Below are 23,589 nucleotides of genomic sequence, written 5' to 3' on the forward strand. Positions count from 1 at the left end.
CGGCGGCGTTTTCAGGCCAGCTCGACCGGCGTTGTATCGTAGCCCGCCACAGCCAGCGCCTGCATCAACCGCTGGAGATGGGCTTCGTCGCGCGTCTCGCACTCCACATCCAGAGTCAGGCCCTTGGCGGGCAGATTGGTGAAAATCCGCTGGTGGGAGAGCTCCAGGATGTTCACCGCCTCCTGATCAAAGATGCGAGCGACATGGAACAGCGCGCCGGGACGATCCTGCATGATGATGCGCAGGCGCGCCAAGCGGCCTGAACGGGCCAGATCGCGCAGGAGCACATTGGCGAGCAGGCGCGTATCGATGTTGCCGCCGCACAGCACCAGGCCCACCGTCTTGCCGGCGAACAGCGGCTTGTGCTCGATCAACGCCGCAAGACCGGCGGCGCCAGCGCCCTCGACCACGGTCTTCTCGATCTGGAGCAGCAGGCTCACCGCCTGTTCCAGCGCGCGCTCGGTCACGAGCACCACATCATTGGCGAGCGCGGTGACGAAGCGGCGCGTGAGCTGCCCCGGCTCCTTGACAGCGATGCCTTCGGCCAGCGTATCGCCATCGCATGGCAGGTTAGCGCTCTTCACCACATCGTACATGGAGGGGTAGAGCTCGGCCTGGACGCCGATCAGCTCGATATCCGGGCGGATGCCGCGCGCAGCGGTGCCCATGCCAGAGAAGAGCCCACCGCCGCCGATGGGAATGACCAGCGTGTCGATCTCCGGCGCGTCCTCCAGCATCTCCAGCGCCACTGTGCCTTGCCCGGCGATGATGTCCGGCTCATCGAACGGGTGGACGAAGGTCAGGCCACGCTCGGCTTCCAGCTTGCGCGCGTGATTATAAGCGTCCTCGAATTTCTCGCCTTCCAGCACCACGGTCGCGCCGTGACCCTCGGTCTGCATCACCTTCACCAGCGGCGTCGTCATGGGCATGACGATGGTAACGGGTACGCCGAGCTTGGCGCCGTGATAGGCAAGGCCCTGCGCATGGTTGCCGGCCGACGCCGCGATAACACCCTTGGACCGCGACGCATCGTCCAGCAGCAAAAGGCGATTGAGCGCGCCGCGCTCCTTGTAGGCGGCGGTGAACTGGTGGTTCTCGAACTTGAGATAGACGGTCGCGCCGGTCATCTGCGAGAGCGTCTTGCTGACCACCGTGGGCGTGCGCAGGATCGAGCCCGAAATTCGCGCCGCCGCCGCGCGGACATCGGCGACGGAGACGGGCAGCGCATCGGCACTGGCCGTCAGGGGCTCAAGCGGTTCGATCCTGTTCATGGCGCCGCCCCCTACTCCCATCTGGCGCATCCTGCAAACTGCCACTATGCCCTGCTTATGGCAAAAATCGCGTTTATCGGGCTGGGAGTGATGGGCGGACCAATGGCGGGGCATCTCGCCGCCGCCGGGCACGACCTCTCGGTGTTCAATCGGTCGATGGGCAAGACCCAGGCCTGGGTCGAGCAGCATGGCGGGGAGGCGGCAGTCAGCCCCGCGCAAGCCGCGGCGGAGGCCGAGGTCGTCATCAGCTGCGTCGGCAATGATGCCGATCTCGAAGCGGTGACCATCGGGCGCGACGGCGCGTTCCGCACGATGCGGCCCGGCGGGCTGTTCATCGACCACACCACCGTCTCCGCCAAGATCGCGCGGCAGCTCGCCGACGAGGCGGAGAGCCGGGGGCTTCATTTCGTCGATGCGCCGGTTTCCGGCGGACAGTCCGGCGCGCAGGGCGGCACGCTGTCGGTGATGTGCGGCGGCACCCAGGCGGCGGTCGAGACGGCGCGGTTGGTCATGCAGAGCTATGCCGCCCGCATCGTGCATTGTGGCGAGGCCGGCGCGGGTCAGACCACCAAGATGGTCAACCAGATCTGCATCGCTGGCGTGCTAGAGGGACTCTCCGAGGCGCTGCGCTTTGCGCAGGCAGCAGGCCTCGACCTCGGCAAGGTTCACGAAGCGATCGGCGGCGGCGCGGCGCAAAGCTGGCAGATGGACAATCGCTGGAAGACGATGAGCGAGGACAGCTTCGATTTCGGCTTCGCAGTGGAGTGGATGCGCAAGGATCTGGGCCTCGCCCTCGATGAAGCGCGCACGCTCGGCGCCACATTGCCGGTCACGGCGCTGGTCGATCAATATTATGCCGAGGTCGTCGCCATGGGCGGCGGGCGGCAGGATACCAGCGCGTTGGTGAGGCGCCTGCGCAAGCCATGAGTTTTGCACGAAGGACAAGCGCCGTTCTGGCGGCGCTCGCGCTTGGACTGGGCATGGGCGCGACCCGCGCCGACGCGCAGGGCCTGATCGATAATGTGAACGGCATCACGGTCGATGCGACCGGCGATCTCGTGCATTTCACCGGCCTTGTCATCAGCGACGATGGACGCGTCGAGAAGCGACTGGCGCGGGGCGAGAAACGCCCGGATCGGCCGAGCTTCCGCTTTGACGGCAAGGGCCGCACGCTGATGCCCGGCATCATCGACGCGCATGTCCATGTCATCGATCTCGGCTTCTCGCGCCTCAATCTGGACCTGAGCGATACCAATTCGCTCGATGAGGCACGGCAGAAGATCGCCGCCTTCGCTGCGGCCAACCCCGGCCGTCCGTGGATCATCGGCTTTGGCTGGAATCACGAGAAGTGGAACCTCGGCCGCTTCCCGACTGCCGCCGACCTCGATGGGCTGGGCGATGGGCGCCCGATCTGGCTGGAGCGCGTCGATGGTCATGCCGGCTGGGCCAATGCCGCCGCGCTGGCCGCCGCAAAGATCGCGCCGACCAGCAAGGCGCCTGTCGGCGGGCGGATCGAGATGGTCGCAGGGCGTCCCAGCGGCATCCTCGTCGACAAGGCGATGGCGCTGATGACGCCCGCCCTCCCCCGACCCCAGCCCAAGGATTATGACGCGGCACTGTCCGCCGCGCAGGATGCGCTGCTGGCGCGCGGTGTCACCACCGTCGCCGACATGGGCACCAGCATTGAGCATTGGCAGGCCTATCGCCGGGCCGGGGACCGGGGGGCGCTACGCATCCGCATCCTGGGCTATGCCGCCGGCATGGAGCAGGCCGCGCTGATCGCCGGGCCTGCGCCCACCCCGTGGCTCTACAACGACCGGCTGCGGCTGGGCGGCGTCAAGTTGGTGCTGGATGGCGCGCTCGGGTCACGCGGCGCCTGGCTCAAGGCGCCCTATGCCGATGCGCCCAAGGAGAGCGGCTTAGCGCTGCTGACCTCAGCCCAGTTGCGCAACCAGATGAGCCGGGCAGCAATGGACGGCTTCCAGCTTGCCGTTCACGCCATTGGCGATCAGGCTAATGCCGAGACTCTCGACGCCATCGAGGAGCTGAGCGAGACCTATAAGGGCGACCGGCGCTGGCGGATCGAACATGCGCAGATCGTCGACCCGGCCGATCTCGCCCGTTTCGCGCGCAGCGGCACGATCGCTTCCATGCAGCCGCAGCACGCCACCTCCGACTGGGCGATGGCGACGCGGCGGCTCGGGCCGGAGCGGCTGGGCGGTGCTTATGCCTGGCGGACAATGCTCGACAACAAGGTGCCGCTGGCGTTCGGCTCTGATGCGCCGGTGGAGCCGGCGGATGCCTTCATCGGCCTCAAGTCCGCCACCACGCGGCTCGATGCCCGCAACGAGCCAGCGGGCGGCTGGTTGCCAACGCAACGCCTGACGCTGGCGGAGGCGCTGCGCGCTTATGGCCGCGGCGCGGCTTATGCCGCATTTGCCGAGGAGCGCTTCGGCAGTCTCGCACCCGGCCAGCGTGCCGATTTCCTCATTCTGGACCGCGACATCGAGCTGGCCAGTCCCACCGACCTTGCCGCGACGCAGGTCCTCGAACTGTGGATGGACGGCAAGCGCGTCGCTCTGAAGGATCGCTAAATCGTGAACGCCATTCGCCTTGCCACCAAATATGTCGAGAAGCCCTGGGGCCGCACCGATCTGCCAGCGGCCTATCCGGATGGACAGGGCCGGCAGATTGGCGAGGTCTGGTTCGATGGGCCGGACGGCCAGCATCCGCCGCTGCTCGTCAAATATATCTTCACCAGCGAGCGCCTGTCCGTCCAGGTTCACCCCAATGACGCGCAGGGCCAGGCGCGCGGTCTGCCGGGGGGAAAGAGCGAGTGCTGGCTCATCCTCGATGCCGAACCCGGCGCGACCCTTGGCATGGGGACGCTCCGCACGCTGGATGACGAGACCCTGCGCGCCGCCTCGCTCGATGGCAGCATCGAGCATCTGATGGACTGGAAGCCGGTGAAGGCCGGCGACTTCTTCTACATCCCCGCCGGGACTGTCCACGCCATCGGTGCTGGCGTCACGCTGGTCGAGGTGCAGCAGAATGTCGATGTGACCTATCGGCTGTACGATTATGGCCGCCCGCGCGAACTGCATCTGGATGACGGCGTCGCCGTGAGTCGGGCCGAGCCCTATACGAGGGCGCCGGTCAACATCGCAGAGGTGGATGCGGACACGCTTCTCCGCCGCGACGAGGCGCCCTTCACGCTGGCGCTGGAGCGCTGGCACGCAGGCAGCCACAGCCTGGACTGCGCTAATGGTCCGTGCTGGTTCGTGCCGCTGAGCGGCCGGGGCACGATCGACGGACAGCCTTGGGCAGCGGGCGAGTGCTGGCTGGTGACGGATTCCGCCACGCTCACCGTGACCGAACCCGCCCGGGGCCTCATCGCGCAAAGCTGACACCTGCCAGACTTAGTCAATGAGAGAGTGCGCGCGGCCCGCGCAGCTGCGCTCATTCCCCTTGCGCTTAGCCGCAAAAATACTGGCATTCGAGATTGCAACGCCCTATTCAGCGCCCGACAATGGCGAGGACTGAAAGAGGCTCTGCAATGGCAAAAGACAACAAAATCACATTTTACGATCTGGCGTTGGCGAGCGGCGCGACGATCAGCCCCTTCGTGTGGGCGACGAAATATGCGATCGCCCACAAGGGCTTCGAGATCGACACGGTACCCGGCGGCTTCACCGGCATTCTCGAGCGCACCGGCGGCAAGACCGAGCGCCTGCCCGCGATCGTCGACGATGGCAAATGGGTGCTCGATAGCTGGCTGATCGCCGAATATCTGGACGAGACCTATCCCGACCGGCCGACGCTCATCCCGCACCCCAGCGTGCGCGCCCTCACCCAGGGCATGGAAGCCTGGCTGTGGAAAGAAGCGATCAGCCCGTGGATGACCTGCTTCCTCAAGGAATATCGTGATCGCTCGCTGCCGCAGGATCACCAATATGTTACCGAATCGCGCGAGCGGATGTTCGGCCGCAAGATCGAGGACATCATTGTGGGCCGTGAAGACCGTCTGCCCAAGGTGCCGCCAAACCTCCAGATCATGCGCAATGTGCTGGCGGAGAATAAGTGGTTCGGTGGCGACACGCCCAATTATGCCGATTACCGTCTGCTCGCCGTGTTCCTGTTCACCGCCTCGGTGGCAGATACGCCCGTGCTGACCGACGACGATCCGCTGCGCGATTGGATCGAGCGTGGGTTCGATCTGTATGGTGGCCTCGGCCGTCATCCCGGTCTCTCGCCCATCTTCGGTCTGCAACTGCGCGAGGGCGATCCCGAACCGTTCGTGAAGGGCAATGCCAAGAACGGGCTTTCCAGCCGCAACACCGGACCGCAGTCGACTTCGGCGGAAACCGCGCGGCTCAAGGGTGAGGCCCAGCCGGCCGCCTGAGCGCCCACAACATCGCCCTTTCGAGGCGACAAGAGACAGACAGGCGGCAGGCTTCACGGCGTGCCGCCTGTTCGTTTTTGCGATCTCTTGCCGTCCGCCCGCACCCGGATTACCCACAGCGCAGGAGAGGAGACATAATCATGAAAAATCTTGCTCGCCGGGTCGGCTTGGCCCTGGCTCCCATCGCCATCTGTGCCGCCCCTGCCCTCGCCCAGCAGGAACTGCCACCCGTGCTGGCCAGCGGCGCGAAGTCCGATGTCGCGCCCGCCGTGCAGATCCTGCGCTGGCACATGAACGATGCGGACGTCGCGTCCCTGACCTTCCGCAGCATGGACACGTTGTTCACCACGCGCTCAGCGCCGCGCTCCGGGCCGATCTGGCAACTCCCGCGCAACGACAAGCCGCTCGATTTCAGCTATGCCTATAAGGGCACGACCTACAAGGCCGACGACTTTCTGGAGCGCACCTACACCAATGCGCTGCTGGTGATGAAGGACGGCAAGATCGTCACCGAAATCTACCGCAACAACAGCAATGAGCAGACGCGGTTCATGGGCTGGTCGATGACCAAGTCGCTGACCTCGATCCTCATCGGCAGCGCGCTGGCGGAAGGGCGGATCAAGTCGCTCGACGACCCCATCACCGCCTATCTGCCTGAGCTGAAGGGTTCGGGCTATGACGGCGTGTCGATCCGCCACATCCTGCAGATGCGCTCGGGCGTGGATTATGAGGAGCGCTACGACTTCGCCAATCCCGGCATCGCGGCGACCTATCACATCAATGCGCTGGTCAAGAATGTCTCGCGCTTTGCGGACATGGCGCGGCAGGTGAAGCGGCTGCACACGCCGGGCACTGTGTTCCAGTACAAGACCATCGACACCGCCGTGCTCGGCTGGCTGATTGAGCGGGTCAGCGGCGGCGACACCATCGCCGGCTATGCGACCAAGCATCTGTGGGAACCGCTGGGCGCCGAGCGCGACGGCTTCTTCATCATGGATGGCCCGCCGGGCGTGGGCCGTGAGTTCAATGGCGCGGGCTACAATGCCACGCTGCGCGATTGGGCGCGCGTCGGCCAGATGATGCTCGACAGCGGCAAGGCCAATGGCAAGCAGATCGTCTCGGCCGCCTGGGTCGCGGAATCGACGCGGCCGACCGACCCCAAGGAAACAGGGCCGATGGGTTATGGCTATCAGTGGTGGACACTGGGCGGCGGCTCCTACTCCGCCATCGGCCTGCAGGGGCAATATGTGTTCGTCGATCCGGCGAGCCGCACGGTGGTGGTGAAGCTCAGCTACTTCCCGCCGGCCAATATGAGTGCGGACGAAGAGACGGCTGCATTCCTCAAGGCCGCAGCCGCCTGGACACCGCGCTAAGCGCCATCCCTTGAGCATGAGAAATGCCCCGGCCTCTGATCGAAGCCGGGGCATTCCGAACGGTCTGTCCCACACAGTGCCGTTCTACGGCGACGGTGCGAGGGAGGCTTACTCGTCGCCGGTGCTGGCAGACTGGCCGGCCGTGCCCGAAGCCGAGCCCTGGGCAGAGCCGCTCACGGCGCCGCTGGCATCCACCGAGCCGGCGGTGTCACGCACCTGACCGGCCGCGTTGCGAGCAGCATTGGCCGTTCCACGAGCGGTACCGCGCGCCGTTTGAGCCGCACCGCGGGCCGTGCCGCGCGCGGTCTCCACCGTGCCGCGAGCGGTGCCCCGCGCCGTCTCGGCCGTGCTCTGCGCCGTGCCACGGGCCGTGCCGACGACCTCACCCGCCGTATTGCGTACTGCGTCGGTGCCGACACCCTGCGCAGAAACGCCGGCGCTCTTGTCGATGCTCTGGCTGGTGCCAAGCGCGCCACCGCCGGTCACGGAGCCGGCCGGGCCAGTCGCGGACGTCGCCCCTTCAACGGTGCCAGCGACCGTGCCGGCCAGACCCGCATTGGCGCTGGCCGAACCCGAGCGCGTATCGACCGAGCGGCTGGTGTCGGCCCGGCCCGCACCGGACAGGGTGCCGGTGACGCTCTGCGAGGCAGAGCCGACCGAGCCGAGCGTACCGCCAAGGTTGCCGGCACCGCCCAGCGTGCCACCAAGCGTGCCGCCCAGCGACCCGCCGGCGTTACCAAGGAGCTGCGCCTGCGCGGGCATCGCGAAAATGGCGGCAGCGGCGAACGTGGTGATCAAAATCCGGTTCATATGACATCTCCTTCAAGATGCGGGCCTCTCTTCTGGCCCGTCGGAAGGAGAACGATGGCCGGATGGGACTTCATCCCGGCCCGCCGGAAAAATTTTTACCGGGCGGTCGCGGTCACCGTGCGACAGGCTTTGCAGACGATGCCGCGCCCGACATTGCCCTTGCCCTTCACCGCTTCACTGGCCACCGCGCTGACGCGGCGCGCGGGGGCACCCTGCGCGGCAGCCAGTCGTGCCGCCACGAGCGGCGCGGCGAAGGATGTGCCACGCACCTTGCCATAGCCCTTGCCGGGCAGCGCGGCGACCATGTCCGCGCCGGGCGCGGCGAAGTCCAGATGCCTGGCGCGCCCCGCCTCGATCAGCGCCCGGTCCCGGCCATCGACACCGGTGACCGCGATCACGCCGGGATAGGAGGCCGGATACATGGGCGGCGCGGCAGGCCCGTCATTGCCGACCGCCGCGACGATCGTCACGCCGCGTTGCTGCGCCAGCGCCACGGCGCGGGCCAGCAACTGATTGGGCGGGCCGACCAGCGAGACAGTAATGACCGGCGCGCCGCTCCTGACCAGCCAGCCCAGCGCCTGCGCGATCAGCTCAGCCGATCCGGCAGCGGGATTGCCGCCATAGACATCCGCCGCGAGCAATGCGCGTCCGGTGGCGGCGCCCTTGAAGGCACCGTCCCGCCCAACGAGCAGCGAGGCGATAGCCGTGCCATGGCCGCTGCCCTTGGGTCCACCCGCCGCGAAGCCGCGCTGGCGAATCGATGCCCTAGCCAGCGCCGGATGGGCCGCAACGCCCCCGTCGATCATGCCGATGGGCGCATCGCTGGGGGGCCCGCTCTCGCCGGCCTCTACTGCGCCGTCCGCGCCGCCCAGCGCCCCGCCGGCTGGCTCGAAGACATGGTTGAGATCGAACACCCCCTCCGGCGCGAGCTTGCGGGCGCGCTCCAGTGCCTTGCGCGCCGTCTCGCCGCGCGGCACGCCGAGCACATGGGTGCGCAGGCCCAGTTCCGCGATCGTCTCCGTCCGCAATGTCTCGAAACCCGCCGCCTTGAGGCGCGCGAGCAGATCCGGGGACGCATCAAGCGCAATGATCTCTCCCCGCCGCACCGGCAGGCCGTCGGCATCCGCCTCCAGCACATCGCGGTTGGCGCGGATCAGCGCATCCAGCCGGGCGCGGCGCAAATCGCGCAAGGACACCCGGTCCAGCGTATCGGCCGCGCGGACGCTGAGCGTGTCCACCGCGCCGCCAATGGTCGCGGGCGCATCGCGCAAGAGCGGATCGACCACGCCCCCGGCAATCTGGCCAGGAAGTTGCCCCGGGAGCTGGCCCGGAAGCTGGCCAAGATTGCCCGGCAGAAGCTGCGCCTGCGCACTTGCGCCGAGCAGAGCGGCGATCAGGAGAATTGCGGTTGATTGTCGCGCCATGGTCGGTCCTTATCATTTTTTCTCAAGCTTTGGATGAAACGCTCGTGCCGCGTCGTTTCATCCACAAGAGCTGAAAGGAATTGGCTTGGACGGGTTCGAGGAAGGCCTCACTGCCATGTTGCCGCGCCTGCGCCGGTTCGCACATGGGCTGTCGCACAGCGCCGCCGACGCGGACGATCTGGCGCAGATCGCCGTGGAGCGCGCCTTGCGGTCCCGCAGCCAGTGGCAGGCCGGCACACGCCTCGATTCCTGGCTCTACCGGATCACGCGCAACGCCTGGATCGATACGGCGCGCGCACGAAACCGTGAGTCCGCGCGCCTACTGCCGGAGGAAGCCGGCGAGCAGGTGGGCGAAGACCCCCGGCCCGGCCTCGAAGCCCGGCTGGACCTCGACCGGATGATGGCAGCCATGACCCGGCTGCCGGACGACCAGCGCGAGGCTGTCGCGCTCGTGCTGATCGAAGGCTGCGGCTATCGGGAGGCCGCTGAGATATTGGAGATACCCGTCGGCACGCTGTCGAGCCGGCTGGTGCGTGGACGCAATGCGCTGCTGGCGCTTGTGGGCGAAGGATGAGCAGATGACGGACCCAAGGATCGGCCCCATGATCGACGACGAAACGCTCTATGCCTGGCTCGATGGCGAACTGCCCGAGGATGAGGCCAAGCGCGTCGCCGCACTCGTCGCCGCCAATCCCGCGCTGGGCGAGAAGCTGGAAGCCCAGCGCCGGTTGCAGGCGGGCCTGCGCGCAGCGTTCGATCCTGTTGCCGCGGCCCCGGTGCCGGCGGGCATGGCCGCAATCGCAACGAGCGAGGGGGCTGTGCAAGGCCTGGCCGAAGCGCGTGCGCGACGCACAAGCCGTGCGGGCTTTGGCCTGCCGCAATGGGCGGCCGTCGCGGCGGCACTGGTGGCGGGGTTCGTCGGGGCGCAGATGCTGCCAAAGGACGGCGCGACCGCTCAGGACGGGCTGGTCGCAAGCGCAGAGCTAACCGAGGCACTCGACACCCAGCTTGCCAGCGCCGGGGATGCCGATGGCGCCGCCGCGCCGGTCAGGGTGCGCCTCACCTTCAAGGATGGCAAAGGCGACATTTGCCGCAGCTTCGATACCGCCAGCACCGCCGGCGTCGCCTGTCGGGACCAGGACGGCTGGGCCGTCCGCGCGCTGGTCAGCCATCCCCGCCAGACCGAGGGAAGCTATCGCATGGCGACCAGCGGCAATGCCGCCATCATGGCCTATGTGGACGCCCAGATCAGCGGCGATCCGCTGGATGCGGCGGCCGAAAAGCAGGCCATGGCGAAAGGGTGGAAGAAGTAATGCTGCAGCGCAGGCCGGTGGATAAAAAAGGTGGTCTTGCTGCGCCAATCGGCCCGAGTTGCCACCCTTGATAGCCCGACTCTGGGGCGGCGCCGTCCCAGTTTACCTGGGACGCACACCTCTCACCGACCGGCCCACCCCGCGAGTTGCCCCATATTGCCGGCTCAGCTTTTCCCGCCCTCCGAAACAGCCTTGGCAATAGCGGCCTGATTGGCACCGCTGAATTCATCGCGTCGCTCGTGGACCCAGTTGAAGGACCGTTCCCGTTGGGCATTGGCCCGGTTAAACCGCGGCATGACGTAGCGCATCATGAGCTCATAGGACCGCTTGGTCGCTTCGAAATCCATCCAGTTGGTCCCGGTCATCGTAATATAACCGAAGCCACCCGTCTTTTCCCACAGGGCTTCAAGATATTCGACGGCATCGTCTGGCGTGCCGATCAACCCGCCACGCGCCGCGATGATGCGTTCTGGATCGGATCCAGCCTTGGCGCGCGTATCCGCATAGCTTTTCGGGTTGAGTGCTTCCAGATAGGCCAGCCACGGCTCGAGCCCGAAACGCATGGCCGCAGCGGCATCCGCGCGGCTCTCGGCCAAGTGGAAGGAAACCACGACACGCAGATTATCGCGATTGAGTTGATTGCCGTGGGCGCTGCCGGCTTCTTCCGCCAGCTTCCATGCTGCGGCAACATCGCCGCCGCCATGAGTGAGGATACCCAAGCCATATTTGCCTGCCAGGCGCGATCCGATCGGCGTCTTGGAGGTCACGACAGCCATTTCGGGACGACGGAAGCTATAAGGCGCCATTTGGAGGCTGGCCTCCCGCAGCGAGAACCAGTCGCTATCGTGATCAACGACTTCGCCATCCAGCAACCGGACGATCACATCCAAGCCTTCGACCAGCCTCTCGCGCTGCTGCTCCGGCTTGATGTTCAACATGTGCGCATCGGACACCAGCATGCCGGGACCAAAGCCGAACATGGCCCGACCCCGTGTCTGATGATCGAGCTGCAGGATGCGATCCGCAATCATGTAGGGGTGATGATAGGGCACCGAGATCACCCCGGCGCCGAGCTTGATCCTCGAGGTCCGTTCCGCCGCAGCCGCGATGAACAACTCTGGCGAGCCATATATTTGCATGCCACCGGAATGATGCTCGCCCATCCACAATTCGGCGAAACCGAGATGCTCCAGCCAGTCCACAAGCTCGAAATCCCGACGCATGCAGAGCGCCACGTCCTCATCGTTGCCGTGATGTGGGGGCAGGAATACGCCTGCACGAACGTTGCGCCTCTCATACATGGGTTTTCTCCCGCAAATCTTATCGTCACGGCCCGACTATCAACGCAATAATTAAAACACAATAGAAATTATTATTTCGTGAGACTCGCGAAGCCTGACCGCTCGGACAGCGAGCGAACCGAGCGCGTGAAAAACGGCTCATCGCACGTGGGATACGGGCCGTAATATACCGTCTTTTCCGTGTCATATCCCGAGTGAAGGGAAGTTGGCAGATGACGCAAAAACGGCAACCTTCCCAAGCGCTCACAGCTTTACTTCGGTTTTTATATATATCTATAAATAAGTTGTTTCGGCGGGAATGATCGGTTAGGAGGATGGCGTTTCTCGCCAGGCCCAACCAGGGCTGGACGACGTCAAGAGACCAAAAAAACTCGGCGCGCCATATGCTGCCGAAGCTGACTGGAGGGAGGATTATGAAGACACTCAGGAAAGTTGCCGCTTTCACGCCACCGCGCGGAACATGGAAGGCAACCACCGCACTCGTGACCAGCATTGTCCTGAGCCTACCGAGCGCTGCGAATGCGTCGGAAGGTGGCCAGCCCGATGGCATGGCGGCTCTTCCTCAGGCCAGCACACAAGCCAGCGCGCCGGAAAGCGCCAGTAGCACCGACATCATCGTAACCGGATCTCGCGCCGCCGCGGCCGGTTTTTCTGCACCATCGGCCGTGTCAGTCATCGGCGCCGATATCGTCGATCAGCAGTCGCCGATCAGCATTGCTGAAGTGCTGCAGCAGGAGCCGGCTTTCAAGGCCACGCGCTCGGTCGGCGGAAATGCGAACAACTTCGCGAGTCCGGGGCAGGCGACGGCGGATCTTCGGGGGCTTGGCGGGCAGCGGACCCTTGTGCTCGTCGATGGGTCACGGGTTGTGCCTCAGGCATCTTCGGTCACGACCGGATCACCCGTCGCGACGGACCTCAACGTCATTCCAACGAACATGATTGAAAGGGTCGAAGTCGTCACGGGCGGCGCGTCCGCACAATATGGATCGGATGCTGTTGCAGGCGTGGTCAACATTCTTCTCAAGAAGAAGATGACCGGCATTGAGCTGTCTGCCCAGACCGGCATTTCGCAGCAAGGCGACAATTTCCGCTACAAGCTCGGCGCCGTGGGAGGCTTGTCGTTCGGGGACGGCCGAGGGAACATCGTCGTGGCGGTCGAGAAAGCCCGCAGTGACGAGATTCAGGACATTTATCGCCGCGATTGGGGACGCCGCGAAGAGATGATCGTCACCAACAGAGCCTATCTGACCAATGGCCTGCCCGCCAATATCGTGGCCGACGGCGTGCGCAATTCCAACAGCATCGGCGGCCGCATCATCGGCCCCGCCAATTTCAGCCTGCGCAACTATACCTTCAATGATGATGGCACCATCCGGCCCTATCAGGTCGGCAGTGTCGATGATGGCACCAATCAGATCGGCGGCGAGGGTCTTAGCCGGTCCAAGGGGTCGAGCCTGATCCCCGGCATCGAGCGCTTTGTCGTTCACGCCCTCAGCAGTTTCGAAGTCTCGCCTGCTCTTAATATCACCCTGTCCGGGGGCTATTCAGAGACGCTAGGCCTGTTCACCGGCGGCCTGCCGAACTTTGCGTCCTTTACGATCCGCAACGACAATGCCTTCCTGCCGCAAGCGGTCAAGAATGCAATGGCTGCGCAGGGGCTGACCAGCATCACCGTCGCCAAGGGTGTCTATGATGTCGGGAACATCAATTTCCGGGTAAAGAACAAGACGCCGCACGGCACGATTGGCGTCGAGGGCGACCTCGGCAATTCGTGGCACTATGATGCCCATTATTCCTATGGCGAAAACCAGTTCCGCAGCGACTTCAGCAATAATTTCTCACCCGCCTTCTGGAATCTGGCGGTGGATGCTGTCACGGCTCCAGGCGGCGGGATCGTCTGCCGGTCGACCCTCGCCGGGCAGCCTGCCAATCCCCTCGCCGCTGGCTGTGTTCCAGTCAACATCTTCGGGCCGAATGCCGTCAGCACCCAAACGCCGGCCGCGCTCGCTTATGTGAACCGCTCCGATTATCACGAGGTGATCTACAAGCAGCACGCCGCGAGCATCAACATGCGCGGCGAGCCGTTCTCCACCTGGGCTGCGCCTGTCGCCGTCGCCTTTGGTGGTGAGTATCGCCAAGAGTCGCAGGTTTTGACGGCCGGTCCGCTCGCGACAGCCGGTCGGTTTGCGATCGGCAATGTCGCGCCCTTCTCCGGCAAGTTCAATGTCAAGGAAGGCTATGTCGAGGCAATCGTGCCGCTCGCCAGGGACCTGTCTTTCGCGCGCAATCTCGATCTCAATGGCGCCATTCGCTATGCCGATTACAGCACGGCCGGGGGCCAGACGACCTGGAAGGTGGGTGGCGTATACGAGCCCATCCAGGGGCTGCGTTTTCGCGTGACACGCTCGAAGGACATCCGTGCAGCGGCGATCTACGAACTGTTCTCGCCCGGTTCTTTCGTGAACGTTCCTTTGACGGTGAACGGGGTCACGGCCGTCATTCCGCAGAACCGCACGGTGGGGAATCCCGATCTGAGGCCTGAGAAGGCCGACACGCTTACCCTAGGCGTCGTCGTGCAACCCGCGACCCTGCCCGGGCTGCGCATGTCGCTCGACTATTATCTCATCGACCTCAAGGATGCGATCGACTCGATCACGGCCGCCAATATCGGCAATGCCTGCTCGGCGGGCGATGCCCAGGCGTGCAGCTACATCACCTTCAGCGGCGCAACGCCGACGCGCCTTGTCGCGCCTGTCCAGAATATTTCGCAGTTCAAGACGAGCGGACTGGACATGGCGCTCTCTTACCAGGCCAGTCTTGGCGGCGGCGTGTCCATGAGCACGCGTTTCACCGGAACCTACGCCTTGCGGTCCTACATCAATGGCATCGACCGGTCGGGCGAGAACGGGATGGGCAGCCTCGGTTCACAGCCACGCTTCCGGGGAAATCTCACGCAGACATTCAGCACCGATGCGGTCTCGCTGTCAGCGCAGCTCTTGTACATCAGCAAGGGCAAGAACGATAACCAGTTCGACACGATCCCTGCGCTGACCATCAATGAGAATGACATCCCGGCGGCCGCTTACGTCAATCTGTTCTCGACGATCCGCGTGGCGGGCAATTTCGAGCTGTCCGCCAGCGTCTCCAATCTCCTCGACAAGGATCCTCCGTCCAGTCCCTATGCGACGCAGAGCCAGCCGGTGAACGGCCAGCTCTACGACAAGATCGGACGCGTGTTCGAGGTAGGGGCGAAGGTTCGCTTCTGACGGTCGGGCGGGCCAGTGCGGCGAGCGCGCTGGTCCGTTCCACGGAAGTCTCTGCTGCTTCAAATGCCCTGACGAGGCGAACTGCTCGCCACCGCCATGGCGACCCGTTCCGTTGGCCGGTTCAGCGGTGCATGGACCCGCCTTTCCAGACCTCCTGCTCTCACGCGGTAAAAACGATCATCCGGCAGCGATAGGGGCGCCCAGGCTGACGTAGGAACCGTTCGCGTATACCAGCGGGCTGACCTCATCAGTGAGGAACACTTCTTCGACACGGCCGATCACAATGTGATGCGTGCCATAGTCCAGAGCCTGCTCGTAGCGACAGAAAAAGCTCGCCTGCGCATCTTCCAACCGGGGACAGCCATCTGCAGCCGTGCCCCACTTGCCCGTGGCGAACCTCTCTTCCCCCCGCGCTTTGCCGGCGCAAGCTGCCGATATGTCGGCATGGTCGCTGTGCAGAATATTCACGCAGAAGTCGGCGCCTTCAGAGAGCGGCAGGTACAAGCTCGCCGAGCGATTGACGCAGATGAGCAGCGATGGGGGATCCATGCTGAGCTCGCTCACCGCGGTCGCGGCCATCGCGTAGCGGGTGCCGTTATGGCGACAGGTGATCACGACGACGGCTTTGGCCAGACGCCGCAGCCCCTCGCGCAAGCTGATGGCCACGGGGGAGAGTTCGGTCATGTCATTTGCTCCGTCACGCTGCCTGACGCTCTGTCTGGCGGCGGTGGATGATAAGGTCTTCGATTGAGCCAATGCAGAGCCCGTGCCGATCGGCGAAGCGGATGAGGTCGGGCAGACGCGCCATTGTGCCATCATCGTTGAGCATCTCGCAGATCACGCCTGCGGGCTTCAGCCCGGCCAGCCTTGCCATGTCGACCGCTGCCTCTGTGTGACCAGGTCGCGTGAGGACGCCGCCGGGCTGCGCGACGAGCGGAAAGATATGGCCTGGCGAGACGAGGTCGGGCGGCCCGCACTTGTCGTCGATGGCCACGGCGATGGTGCGCGCGCGGTCATGGGCCGAGATGCCGGTCGTCACACCCTCGGCAGCTTCGATCGACACCGTGAAAGCCGTGCCATGCGGCGCGTTGCTTGTTGCGACCATTGGCTGCAGAGCCAGATCCTCCGCGCGAGCCGCAGTGAGGGCGAGGCAAATCAAGCCGCGGCCATAACGGGCCATGAAGTTGATTTCCGCAGCCGTTGCGAATTCGGCCGCAATAACGAGATCACCTTCATTCTCTCGATCTTCCGAATCCACGAGGATGATAGGCCTGCCCGCCCGAAGCGCGCCAACCAGTTCATGGATGGGCGAGAGCGGGGACAGCGGTCCGTCCACGACCGGACGTGGATATTCTGCCTCAAGCATCGCGCAGGGCCACGACAGGGATCAGCAGGTGGGAGTCATGCTCGCCCCCGGTGTGGATGTGGTGCATCCCTCGATTGACCGTGTCTTCGTGCCGCATGTAGAGCATCGGCTTGGGATACTGGTAAATGTCCCGCCCCTTGATCCTGATCCGCAGCACGTCGCCGGCCCTGAAGAGCGTGCCGGAGGGCAGTATCTCGATCTGCGCTTCGACAATCTCTCCCGGCGTGACCTTCCACTCAGAGGTGTTGGTGAGCACGGGCTGAAATTCGGTCGAGCATGCGGAGTCCAATTCACGCCGCGAGAGGCGCAACCAGCCATAGGCGGCAGCGCCGTCCTCGAACACAGCCCAGTGGATGAAGCCTACCTTCTCGCCATCTTCGACCTTTTCGACCGCGACAAATACGTCCATGTCATCGGCGTCTTCGGTGGAGACCATGAGCTTGAGCTTCATATGCCCGACGAGCGCACAGTCTTCATCGAACCGATAGTCGAACGTCGCCTCTGCCGCGTCATCGAGCGGATCATAGCTCCGGATTGCTTCGGCGGCGACTGGCTTGCCGCTCATGTGTCCGGTCGCTGCGTCGAGATACAACCGACGGTATTGGGTGTTCTCCACGGGCCATTGCTCTGACTGCTTCATGATTGCCGAGCCAGCCTTGTCGCGCACGTGCAGCCTGATCGGCGGCCAGGCGCCCATGTCGTTCGATACGCCCTTCAGAACATGGTCGAAGAACGCTGTCTGGCGCGCGATGGACGCAGGTTCGTAATAATAGCCCCATTTCTTGCCGCCATGAACCTCGAGCCACTTGCGCGAAGATGCGATTTTCTTGAAGCCTTCGAGGGTGCCGCGCGTATGCACGCCGTGGTCGCTCCAGCTCGCGACCACATAGGCCGGGACGTCGATCCGGCCGAAATCAGGCACCTTCGATTGCCAGTACTCGTCGAAGAACGGATGCTCGGCGGTAAACGCCCAGAGATCCTCCACCATGGTATCCGAGGCGCCCCAACGCACCTGGATGTGCGGCCAGAAATGCGTCTCTGGGATGCCCCCGTGGCGCACGATCTCATTGAAAGTGTCCGACCAGCCCTCCCAAGGATTGATAGCCGCCAGATGCGGCGGGTTAAGTGCGGCCACGTTCCACTGCGACGACGAGAGGTAGGATACGCCTGACAGACCTACGCGCCCGTTGCTCCATGGCTGCGTGCCGGCCCATTCGATGAGATCATAATGAGCTTCGCCTTCCTTGCGCGAGAAATAGCTTGCTGCGGTTTCCGCGTACCAAGTTCCGGGGATGTCGGCCGTAATCACCGCATAGCCCTGGCCGGTCCAGTAGACGGGATCCGGGGCCTCGAAAATGGTGAGGTCCGACTGCCACTCTGCCTTCACGCCGGATGTCGGATAGAGCGTCGCAAGCGGCGCCGGGTCGTGCTTGCCATAGGGGGTCCAGGCGACCAGAACAGGGATCGGCCCCGTCAGGTCCGCTGGCAGAAAGAGGTCGATCCAGAGCGGCTTGCCTTCCCGGGTCGGCACCGCAATGTCCCGCTCGATGCGGATGCGATCGCGGAAGGAAAGCTCGTGCTGGCGGGGGCGCCCTCCACGAAATTGCGGCGTGTTGGGCGGCCGCCTCAGTCTTTCCCGATAATCGCCCATCCTCTCGCTCTCCACTGACCAATTGGCTTGCGCCTCATAACCGGGGCCGGGATTAATTTCAATACGATTAGAATTTATTCCGGGCGTGATGTAGGCCGCCGTTCCCATCCTGCCGGCCTTTCGCGTAAACTGCGCGTCCGTAGAAAATGACAAGGGGACCGGCTATGGCTATGAACGCCCCGTATCGCGGGATGTCGGCCGGACTAACTGGCTGGCGTGCAAGCCGATTATGCGCAGGCAGAGTTTTCAAGGTGTCGGATAAATCCGATGCCCTTTCCAGGGTGGTTAAGATGGGCCGGAAGAAGGCGGAGAGCCAAAACAGCAGCGAGGGTGCCGAAACGAAGGGCGCGCGACCGGCCAAAAAGCGCTCGATCGGCCGTCCATCCGGGCAGCGTGGTATCGGCAAGAAGCTGTTGATCGACAAGACTGTCGAACTCCTGCGCCATGTGCCGCCCGAAAAGCTGTCCCTGTCCATGGCGGCGCGCAATGCCGGGGTACACCTTACCCTTTTCAAATATTATTTCACCGACCGAACCCGGCTGCTGGTCGACGTCGCGCGAACCCTGGCCGTCTCTTTGGGCGACGGCCTCGCCCAGACCGAAGCGGGATCCCTGCCGGCCGTCGAGCGGATAAAAATCAGAATCGACACGATGGTCGACTTCTTTTTCGTTAATCCTTTCTATCACCGACTCATGACCGAGATTATCGCCGACGAGACCGATCCGCTCGCGGCTGAGCTGATCGCTTTGTGGGTGGGGAAGACGCTCGATATCTATCGCGACATCATCGACAAGGGCGTGGCGGAAGGGTCGTTGCGGAAGGTCGATCCCTATTTCACATTTTTCGCGATCATGGGGCTGTGCGAGCAATATCAGCACGCATCCCGCTTCGTCGAGCAAGGCAATTTGGCAGCAGGCGGCGCCCCTCATTCCGACGTGGCGGCAGAATATAAGGCCTTCGTCTATCAGCTCATGCTGAGTGGAATTGCGCTCGAGCCCGCCCGCAGGGGCTGAGCCTCACGGCAGCATTACTTCATCGGTGTTCGACGACGTTCCACCAGTGGGAGCGAGCGATGCCGCTCGTCCTGAGCATGAACATCCGCACGACGGCCGGGGTGGTACATATTTATAGTATCCTATAAAAAACTTTTCTTCTCATTTTGCGCGTGATAGGGAGCCCAAAACCAGGAGGATTGTGATGTCTGTTACGACGGTCGATGAGCAAGCGAATGCCTCACGCCAGCGCCCTTTTGCCGGCCAGGAATATGGCCGGGTCCCTGACGGCACCTATCTCAAGAACTGGAATCCGATCATGCTGGCCTCGGAGCTGGTACAGGGAAAGATCGTCGGGAAGGATTTTCTCGGGACGCGCATCATCGTCTACCGCAACGAGCAGGGTGAGCCTGTCGTGCAGAGCGCCTACTGCCCCCATGTCGGCGCCGACCTGTCCGGCGGGGAAATCGTCGATGGCAAGGTGCGCTGCCCCTATCATCACTGGAAGTTCGCTGCCGATGGCCGATGCGCTGAAATTCCAGGCGAGACGATTATTCCCGGCGCCGCGAGGATCTACAATTATCCCGCTGCCGAGCGCTGGGGCATGATCTGGGCATTCAACGGAGAAGAGCCGCTCTATCCCCTTCCCGAGATGCCGAACCTTAGGGAAGACGAGCTGGTCTACCGTGCGTTTCACAGAGGGCAGCGAGAGATCGAAGGGTGGATTGGCTCTTCGAATCTGGTGGACTTCCAGCATCTGTCCACCGTGCACGGCATCCCCGACCCAAACCCGGTGAGCGTGGTGTTCGAGGACTATCTCATTACCGTCCGGCAGGAATCCGTGACGCGGATCGCCGATACGCAGCTGTGGGGCGCGACCTGGCTTACCGCGCATATGCAGTTTCCCAATGGCAGCGAGCGCTTGTTCATGGCCGGGAGTTCGCAGGTTGCGCCCGGCTGGTCCGACGCGTTCTTCGTCGTCGCCATGCGTCGGTCCGATGCGGAGAAGATGGGCCACCAGGCCGCGCAGGAAGAGTTGGATAACCGCATCGCCTATATGCACAAGCTATATGCGGAGGATGAGCCGATCCTCTTCAAGCTCCGTTTCCGGGGCTATGGCAAAAGCGCGCTCCTGAGGGCCGACAAATATTTCGGCCAGTTTCTCCAGTATCTCGAGAAATATCCCCGCTCCGCGCCCTTCGACGTCTGAGGGACCGATCCGTAAAAAGGGATGAGGAATGACTGAGGCTGGACGGGTTGCGCTTGTGACCGGGGCAACCCGGGGCATCGGGTTCGAGATTGCCAGAGGCCTGGCAGAGCACGGCATGCGGGTGGTGATCGGCGCCCGCGACCCTGCAAGCGGGCAGAAGGCTGCCGAGGCCCTGTGCGATCAGGGCCTGGATGCCCATTATGTGATCATCGACGTGACCGATCGCGCATCGGTTCAGGCTGCGGCTGCGGTGCTAGCAGACCGCTTCAGGCGGCTCGACGTCCTGGTCAACAATGCCGGCATTTCCCTGGACAAGCACAGCCTGCCAAGCACCGCCGACCTCGACGAAATGCGCAGGGTGTATGAAACCAATGTCTTCGGCGTGGTGGCGGTCATCCAGGCGATGCTGCCGCTCCTCCGCCAATCGGATCGTGGCCGCATCGTCAACATGTCGACGGGCCTTGGCTCCCTTGCGCTGACCCGCGGGCCGGATGGGCCGATGGCGTTCAGTCGCCTCCTCGCCTACAACAGCTCCAAGACGGCCCTCAATGCCGTGACCGTGCAATTCGCGAACGAACTTGCCGGGACGCCGATCAAGATCAACGCGGCCAATCCGGGCCTTTGCGCCACGGAACTTTCTGGCGGCAAAGGCCAATCGCCGGTGGCGGGGGCGAAAGTCGCCATCTCACTTGCTCTCCTGGACGCAGACGGGCCAACCGGCGGACTTTTTGGTGAGGGTGGTCCAGTGCCATGGTAATGGCGCGCTTCCCCTCCCCGCGAAGAGGCGAAGTGCCGCCCCGTTGACCTGGCACGCACCGGGTCGCATCGCGCATAAGAATGGCAGTGAGGCCTAAATCCGGAAGACGCGCCGCGCGGTTTCGCCAAGCACTGCTGCTCGCTCCGCCGCGCTGAGAAGGCGCGTCGCATCGATCCCATCGGCAACAATGCCGGCATAAGGCCTTGTGGTGTTACCGTAGTCAGACCCCCACATGAGGCGCGACGCCCCGAACACGTCTACTGCGGTACGAAGGAAATTCGCCGTGTCGATGCCTGCGCCCGCAAGCGCGTCGACATTCAGGCTGGTCCACTTGAAGGCGATCGTCTCGTGATCTTTCAGGGCCATGTGGTCAGGAAGCAGACCGTCCTGGCTGCCTGTGCCTCCAGTCCAACCCAAATGTTCGAGGACGACCTGACAGTCCGGGTAGCGGTCGGCCAGTTCGCACACCGTCCGGAGGGCCGCCGACCTTGGGTCCATCCGCAGGTAGGTGATGCAGAGCGGGAGCTTTTCAGCCTGTGCCATCTGCCACAATGCCTGCGCGCCCGGAGACTTCAGCCAGGGCAAATCCCCGTCCCCATCGACAAAGCCGGTCAGGCGAATAGCCGAAACGCGCTTCGTGGGCAGGAGCGCCTGAAGCACGCTGCGACTCTGCACCTGCGCAGGATTCAGGATGATCTCCGTGCGGATGCGGTCCCAATGGGCCTGCGCGACGTCGAGAAGATAGGTGTTATCGGTCTTGTAGGCGCCGCTATACTGCACCCCGATGCCGGCCCTGATGCCCATCTTTTCCCAGAGGGGGAGCATCTTCTCGGGCGTAACAGGCGCATTGAGGACGCGTGCGCGCATCACCGCTTCCGGCTCACGGGCGTTGCGCATGTCCACCGGATAGTGCGCAAAATCAGCAGAGAAGAAATGGATATGGGCATCGATCATGCCCGCCGTTGCATCGGGCTGCGACGGCTGCTGTCGCGTTCCCAGCGCCGGCCCTGCGACGAGGAGCGGCGGAACAGCTCCCAGCAGCGCCCTGCGCGAGAGGACGGCGGAGCGGCCGGGGGCGCTCATCGCACGCCCTTTGCCGTACGAGCCGACAACGCCGGCCCCGACACGATGACGTGGAACAGGATCATGGCAATGGTCGTGAGCAGAAGCGGCGAGGCGACGATCATATAGATCCACAAGCCTGGGACCTGTGCCGCGAGCATCACGCCGCCAACGGCGGGACCGATCATGGAGGTTACCCGCCCGATCCCCCCGGCCCACCCGATACCCGTCGACCGCATGGAGGTGGGATAGCTTGAGGCAACAAGGGAATTCAGGCCCGCCTGGACGGCGATGACGAAGAAGCCATAAGCGAAACCCAGGAACCAGCCCAGCGCATGAAAGCCGCTCACGAAGTAGAAGCAGGTCATTGCGGCAAATCCCAGCAGCGACATGAGCGCCAGTGACGGAGCAAGACCAACGCGCTGCATGAGCAGGGTCAGCAGAATCGGCCCAGCCATAGCGCCGAACGCAGACACTGACGACATCCGCGCGGCGGCCCCGGTCTCTACGCCCCCGAGAAGATGAAGGAAGCTCGGGAGCCAGGAGGTCAGTGTTGCCACCACGCACAGCGTGCTGCCCATGGCGACCCAGAGGAGCAACGTCATGGGTGCGCGACCGCTTCTGAACAGGCCGATCACCGGCGAGCCCTCATTACGCTCCTCGTTGGACACGAATATGGTGTCAGGCGCGAGTTGCAGGTCGGGCGCGATTTTTCCGAGGATCTGGGCGACGCGCGGATCCCGGGGATTGCGCGTCATCAGATACCGGCAGCTCTCCGGCAAACGAACATAAAGGTAGGGCACCAGCAAGAGAAGTGCGATGCCCCCGCCCCATAAGGCGGACTGCCATGAGTGAAAATGAACGAAACTTGGGCCGACAAGCCCGGCCACAGACGCGCCCAGGCCGTGCCCGATGTAAAGCCAGGTGAGCAACTTGCCGCGCCGGTTCTCCGGCATGAACTCGGTCGCCAGCGCGACAATATTCGGCATCGTTCCGCCCATGGCTGCGAAGGCGAGAAAGCGCACAAGGGTGAACATTTCGAGCGTCTGGACAGCGGTCGACAGGAGCGTCAGCAGCCCGAAGAAAGTGGCACCGACCAGGATGATATTCCGGCGGCCGATGCGATCGGCCAGGACAGGGATGGTGTAGAAGCCCAAGGCCATACCGGCTGCCTGCGCCGAGAACACATAGGCCATGGACGGAATGGGTATATCGAGGTCGCGGGCGATGACGGCCGCGAGGTTCGCAACGATATAGGCGTCATATCCTTCCAGGGCCATGAGGATGCCGCACAGGAGATAGATGGTCCAGCGGTAGCGACCCATCGTTGGGCGCTCGAGAATGCTATCAATCGACTGAACAGCCATGCAGATCCCCTCCGGCCCTCCACA

General features: G+C 63.9%; 20 protein-coding genes. 11 read left to right on the top strand and 9 right to left on the bottom strand.

Annotated elements, in window-relative coordinates; translation table 11 throughout:
* Window positions 1–11: 11 nt before the first annotated feature.
* Window positions 12–1,271 (bottom strand): threonine ammonia-lyase, encoded by a 1,260-nt coding sequence (locus M2334_RS13875; RefSeq protein ID WP_181558795.1) that lies wholly within the window; start codon window positions 1,269–1,271, stop codon window positions 12–14.
* Window positions 1,272–1,328: 57 nt separating this feature from the next.
* Here M2334_RS13875 and M2334_RS13880 point away from each other — a divergent pair, with 57 nt between their 5' ends.
* The 5 genes from M2334_RS13880 to M2334_RS13900 all read left to right on the top strand — a co-directional run bounded on the left by M2334_RS13880 (window position 1,329) and on the right by M2334_RS13900 (window position 7,046).
* Window positions 1,329–2,198, top strand: coding sequence for an NAD(P)-dependent oxidoreductase (locus M2334_RS13880; protein WP_264605719.1), 870 nt, complete (start codon window positions 1,329–1,331; stop codon window positions 2,196–2,198).
* Complete coding sequence (locus tag M2334_RS13885) at window positions 2,195–3,865, top strand: amidohydrolase (protein WP_413716449.1); 1,671 nt, start codon at window positions 2,195–2,197, stop codon at window positions 3,863–3,865. The genes M2334_RS13880 and M2334_RS13885 overlap by 4 nt, the downstream gene beginning before the upstream one ends.
* 3 nt (window positions 3,866–3,868) lie before the next feature.
* Window positions 3,869–4,678, top strand: a complete 810-nt coding sequence (locus M2334_RS13890; RefSeq protein ID WP_264605720.1) for a class I mannose-6-phosphate isomerase — start codon at window positions 3,869–3,871, stop codon at window positions 4,676–4,678.
* Window positions 4,679–4,827: 149 nt separating this feature from the next.
* Window positions 4,828–5,673, top strand: coding sequence for a beta-etherase (locus M2334_RS13895; protein WP_264572128.1), 846 nt, complete (start codon window positions 4,828–4,830; stop codon window positions 5,671–5,673).
* A gap of 140 nt (window positions 5,674–5,813) precedes the next feature.
* Window positions 5,814–7,046, top strand: coding sequence for a serine hydrolase domain-containing protein (locus tag M2334_RS13900; RefSeq protein ID WP_264605721.1), 1,233 nt, complete (start codon window positions 5,814–5,816; stop codon window positions 7,044–7,046).
* 108 nt (window positions 7,047–7,154) lie between these two features.
* Here the strand turns inward: M2334_RS13900 and M2334_RS13905 are convergent, their stop codons facing one another.
* Together M2334_RS13905 and M2334_RS13910 are read right to left on the bottom strand one after the other, a co-directional pair.
* Window positions 7,155–7,856, bottom strand: a complete 702-nt coding sequence (locus M2334_RS13905; RefSeq protein ID WP_264605722.1) for a hypothetical protein — start codon at window positions 7,854–7,856, stop codon at window positions 7,155–7,157.
* 95 nt (window positions 7,857–7,951) lie between these two features.
* Window positions 7,952–9,280: a S8 family serine peptidase gene (locus M2334_RS13910; protein ID WP_264605723.1), complete on the bottom strand. Its 1,329-nt coding sequence runs from the start codon at window positions 9,278–9,280 to the stop codon at window positions 7,952–7,954.
* 115 nt (window positions 9,281–9,395) lie between these two features.
* Here M2334_RS13910 and M2334_RS13915 point away from each other — a divergent pair, with 115 nt between their 5' ends.
* Together M2334_RS13915 and M2334_RS13920 are read left to right on the top strand one after the other, a co-directional pair.
* A complete protein-coding gene (locus M2334_RS13915; RefSeq protein WP_264606093.1) occupies window positions 9,396–9,854 on the top strand; it encodes an RNA polymerase sigma factor in 459 nt (152 codons plus the stop codon).
* 28 nt (window positions 9,855–9,882) lie between these two features.
* Window positions 9,883–10,593, top strand: a complete 711-nt coding sequence (locus M2334_RS13920; protein ID WP_264605724.1) for an anti-sigma factor family protein — start codon at window positions 9,883–9,885, stop codon at window positions 10,591–10,593.
* 164 nt (window positions 10,594–10,757) lie between these two features.
* Here M2334_RS13920 and M2334_RS13925 read toward each other — a convergent pair whose 3' ends face one another.
* Complete coding sequence (locus M2334_RS13925) at window positions 10,758–11,894, bottom strand: LLM class flavin-dependent oxidoreductase (RefSeq protein ID WP_181558785.1); 1,137 nt, start codon at window positions 11,892–11,894, stop codon at window positions 10,758–10,760.
* A gap of 413 nt (window positions 11,895–12,307) precedes the next feature.
* Here M2334_RS13925 and M2334_RS13930 point away from each other — a divergent pair, with 413 nt between their 5' ends.
* Window positions 12,308–15,160 carry a TonB-dependent receptor domain-containing protein gene (locus M2334_RS13930; protein WP_264605725.1) on the top strand — a complete coding sequence of 951 codons (2,853 nt, stop codon included), beginning with the start codon at window positions 12,308–12,310 and terminating at the stop codon, window positions 15,158–15,160.
* Between the two features lie 177 nt (window positions 15,161–15,337).
* Here the strand turns inward: M2334_RS13930 and M2334_RS13935 are convergent, their stop codons facing one another.
* From M2334_RS13935 to M2334_RS13945, 3 genes are read right to left on the bottom strand one after another with little or no spacing between them, the layout of a single operon-like run.
* Entirely contained in the window at window positions 15,338–15,844 is a 507-nt protein-coding gene (locus M2334_RS13935; protein WP_264605726.1) for a flavin reductase family protein, read from the bottom strand.
* A gap of 13 nt (window positions 15,845–15,857) precedes the next feature.
* On the bottom strand, window positions 15,858–16,496 hold the full coding sequence (gene ribB / locus M2334_RS13940; RefSeq protein WP_319801351.1) for a 3,4-dihydroxy-2-butanone-4-phosphate synthase: 639 nt from the start codon (window positions 16,494–16,496) through the stop codon (window positions 15,858–15,860).
* 22 nt (window positions 16,497–16,518) lie between these two features.
* Window positions 16,519–18,285 (bottom strand): CocE/NonD family hydrolase, encoded by a 1,767-nt coding sequence (locus tag M2334_RS13945; protein ID WP_264605727.1) that lies wholly within the window; start codon window positions 18,283–18,285, stop codon window positions 16,519–16,521.
* Window positions 18,286–18,341: 56 nt separating this feature from the next.
* On the opposite strand from M2334_RS13945, the gene M2334_RS13950 reads away from it, so the two are divergent.
* The 3 genes from M2334_RS13950 (at window position 18,342) to M2334_RS13960 (ending at window position 21,136) form a co-directional block, all read left to right on the top strand.
* Window positions 18,342–19,190, top strand: a complete 849-nt coding sequence (locus tag M2334_RS13950) for a TetR/AcrR family transcriptional regulator (RefSeq protein ID WP_264595076.1) — start codon at window positions 18,342–18,344, stop codon at window positions 19,188–19,190.
* A 184-nt stretch (window positions 19,191–19,374) separates the two neighbouring features.
* Entirely contained in the window at window positions 19,375–20,379 is a 1,005-nt protein-coding gene (locus tag M2334_RS13955) for a Rieske 2Fe-2S domain-containing protein (protein WP_264595077.1), read from the top strand.
* 28 nt (window positions 20,380–20,407) lie between these two features.
* Window positions 20,408–21,136: an SDR family oxidoreductase gene (locus M2334_RS13960; protein ID WP_264595078.1), complete on the top strand. Its 729-nt coding sequence runs from the start codon at window positions 20,408–20,410 to the stop codon at window positions 21,134–21,136.
* A gap of 93 nt (window positions 21,137–21,229) precedes the next feature.
* On the opposite strand, the gene M2334_RS13965 is transcribed toward M2334_RS13960, so the two are convergent.
* Window positions 21,230–22,090 carry an amidohydrolase family protein gene (locus tag M2334_RS13965; RefSeq protein ID WP_264605728.1) on the bottom strand — a complete coding sequence of 287 codons (861 nt, stop codon included), beginning with the start codon at window positions 22,088–22,090 and terminating at the stop codon, window positions 21,230–21,232.
* A 125-nt stretch (window positions 22,091–22,215) separates the two neighbouring features.
* Entirely contained in the window at window positions 22,216–23,565 is a 1,350-nt protein-coding gene (locus M2334_RS13970) for an MFS transporter (RefSeq protein ID WP_264605729.1), read from the bottom strand.
* Between the last annotated feature and the right edge of the window lie 24 nt (window positions 23,566–23,589).

Origin of the sequence: Sphingobium sp. B11D3D, from assembly GCF_025961755.1 — a bacterium.
In the GTDB taxonomy this organism is placed as follows: domain Bacteria; phylum Pseudomonadota; class Alphaproteobacteria; order Sphingomonadales; family Sphingomonadaceae; genus Sphingobium.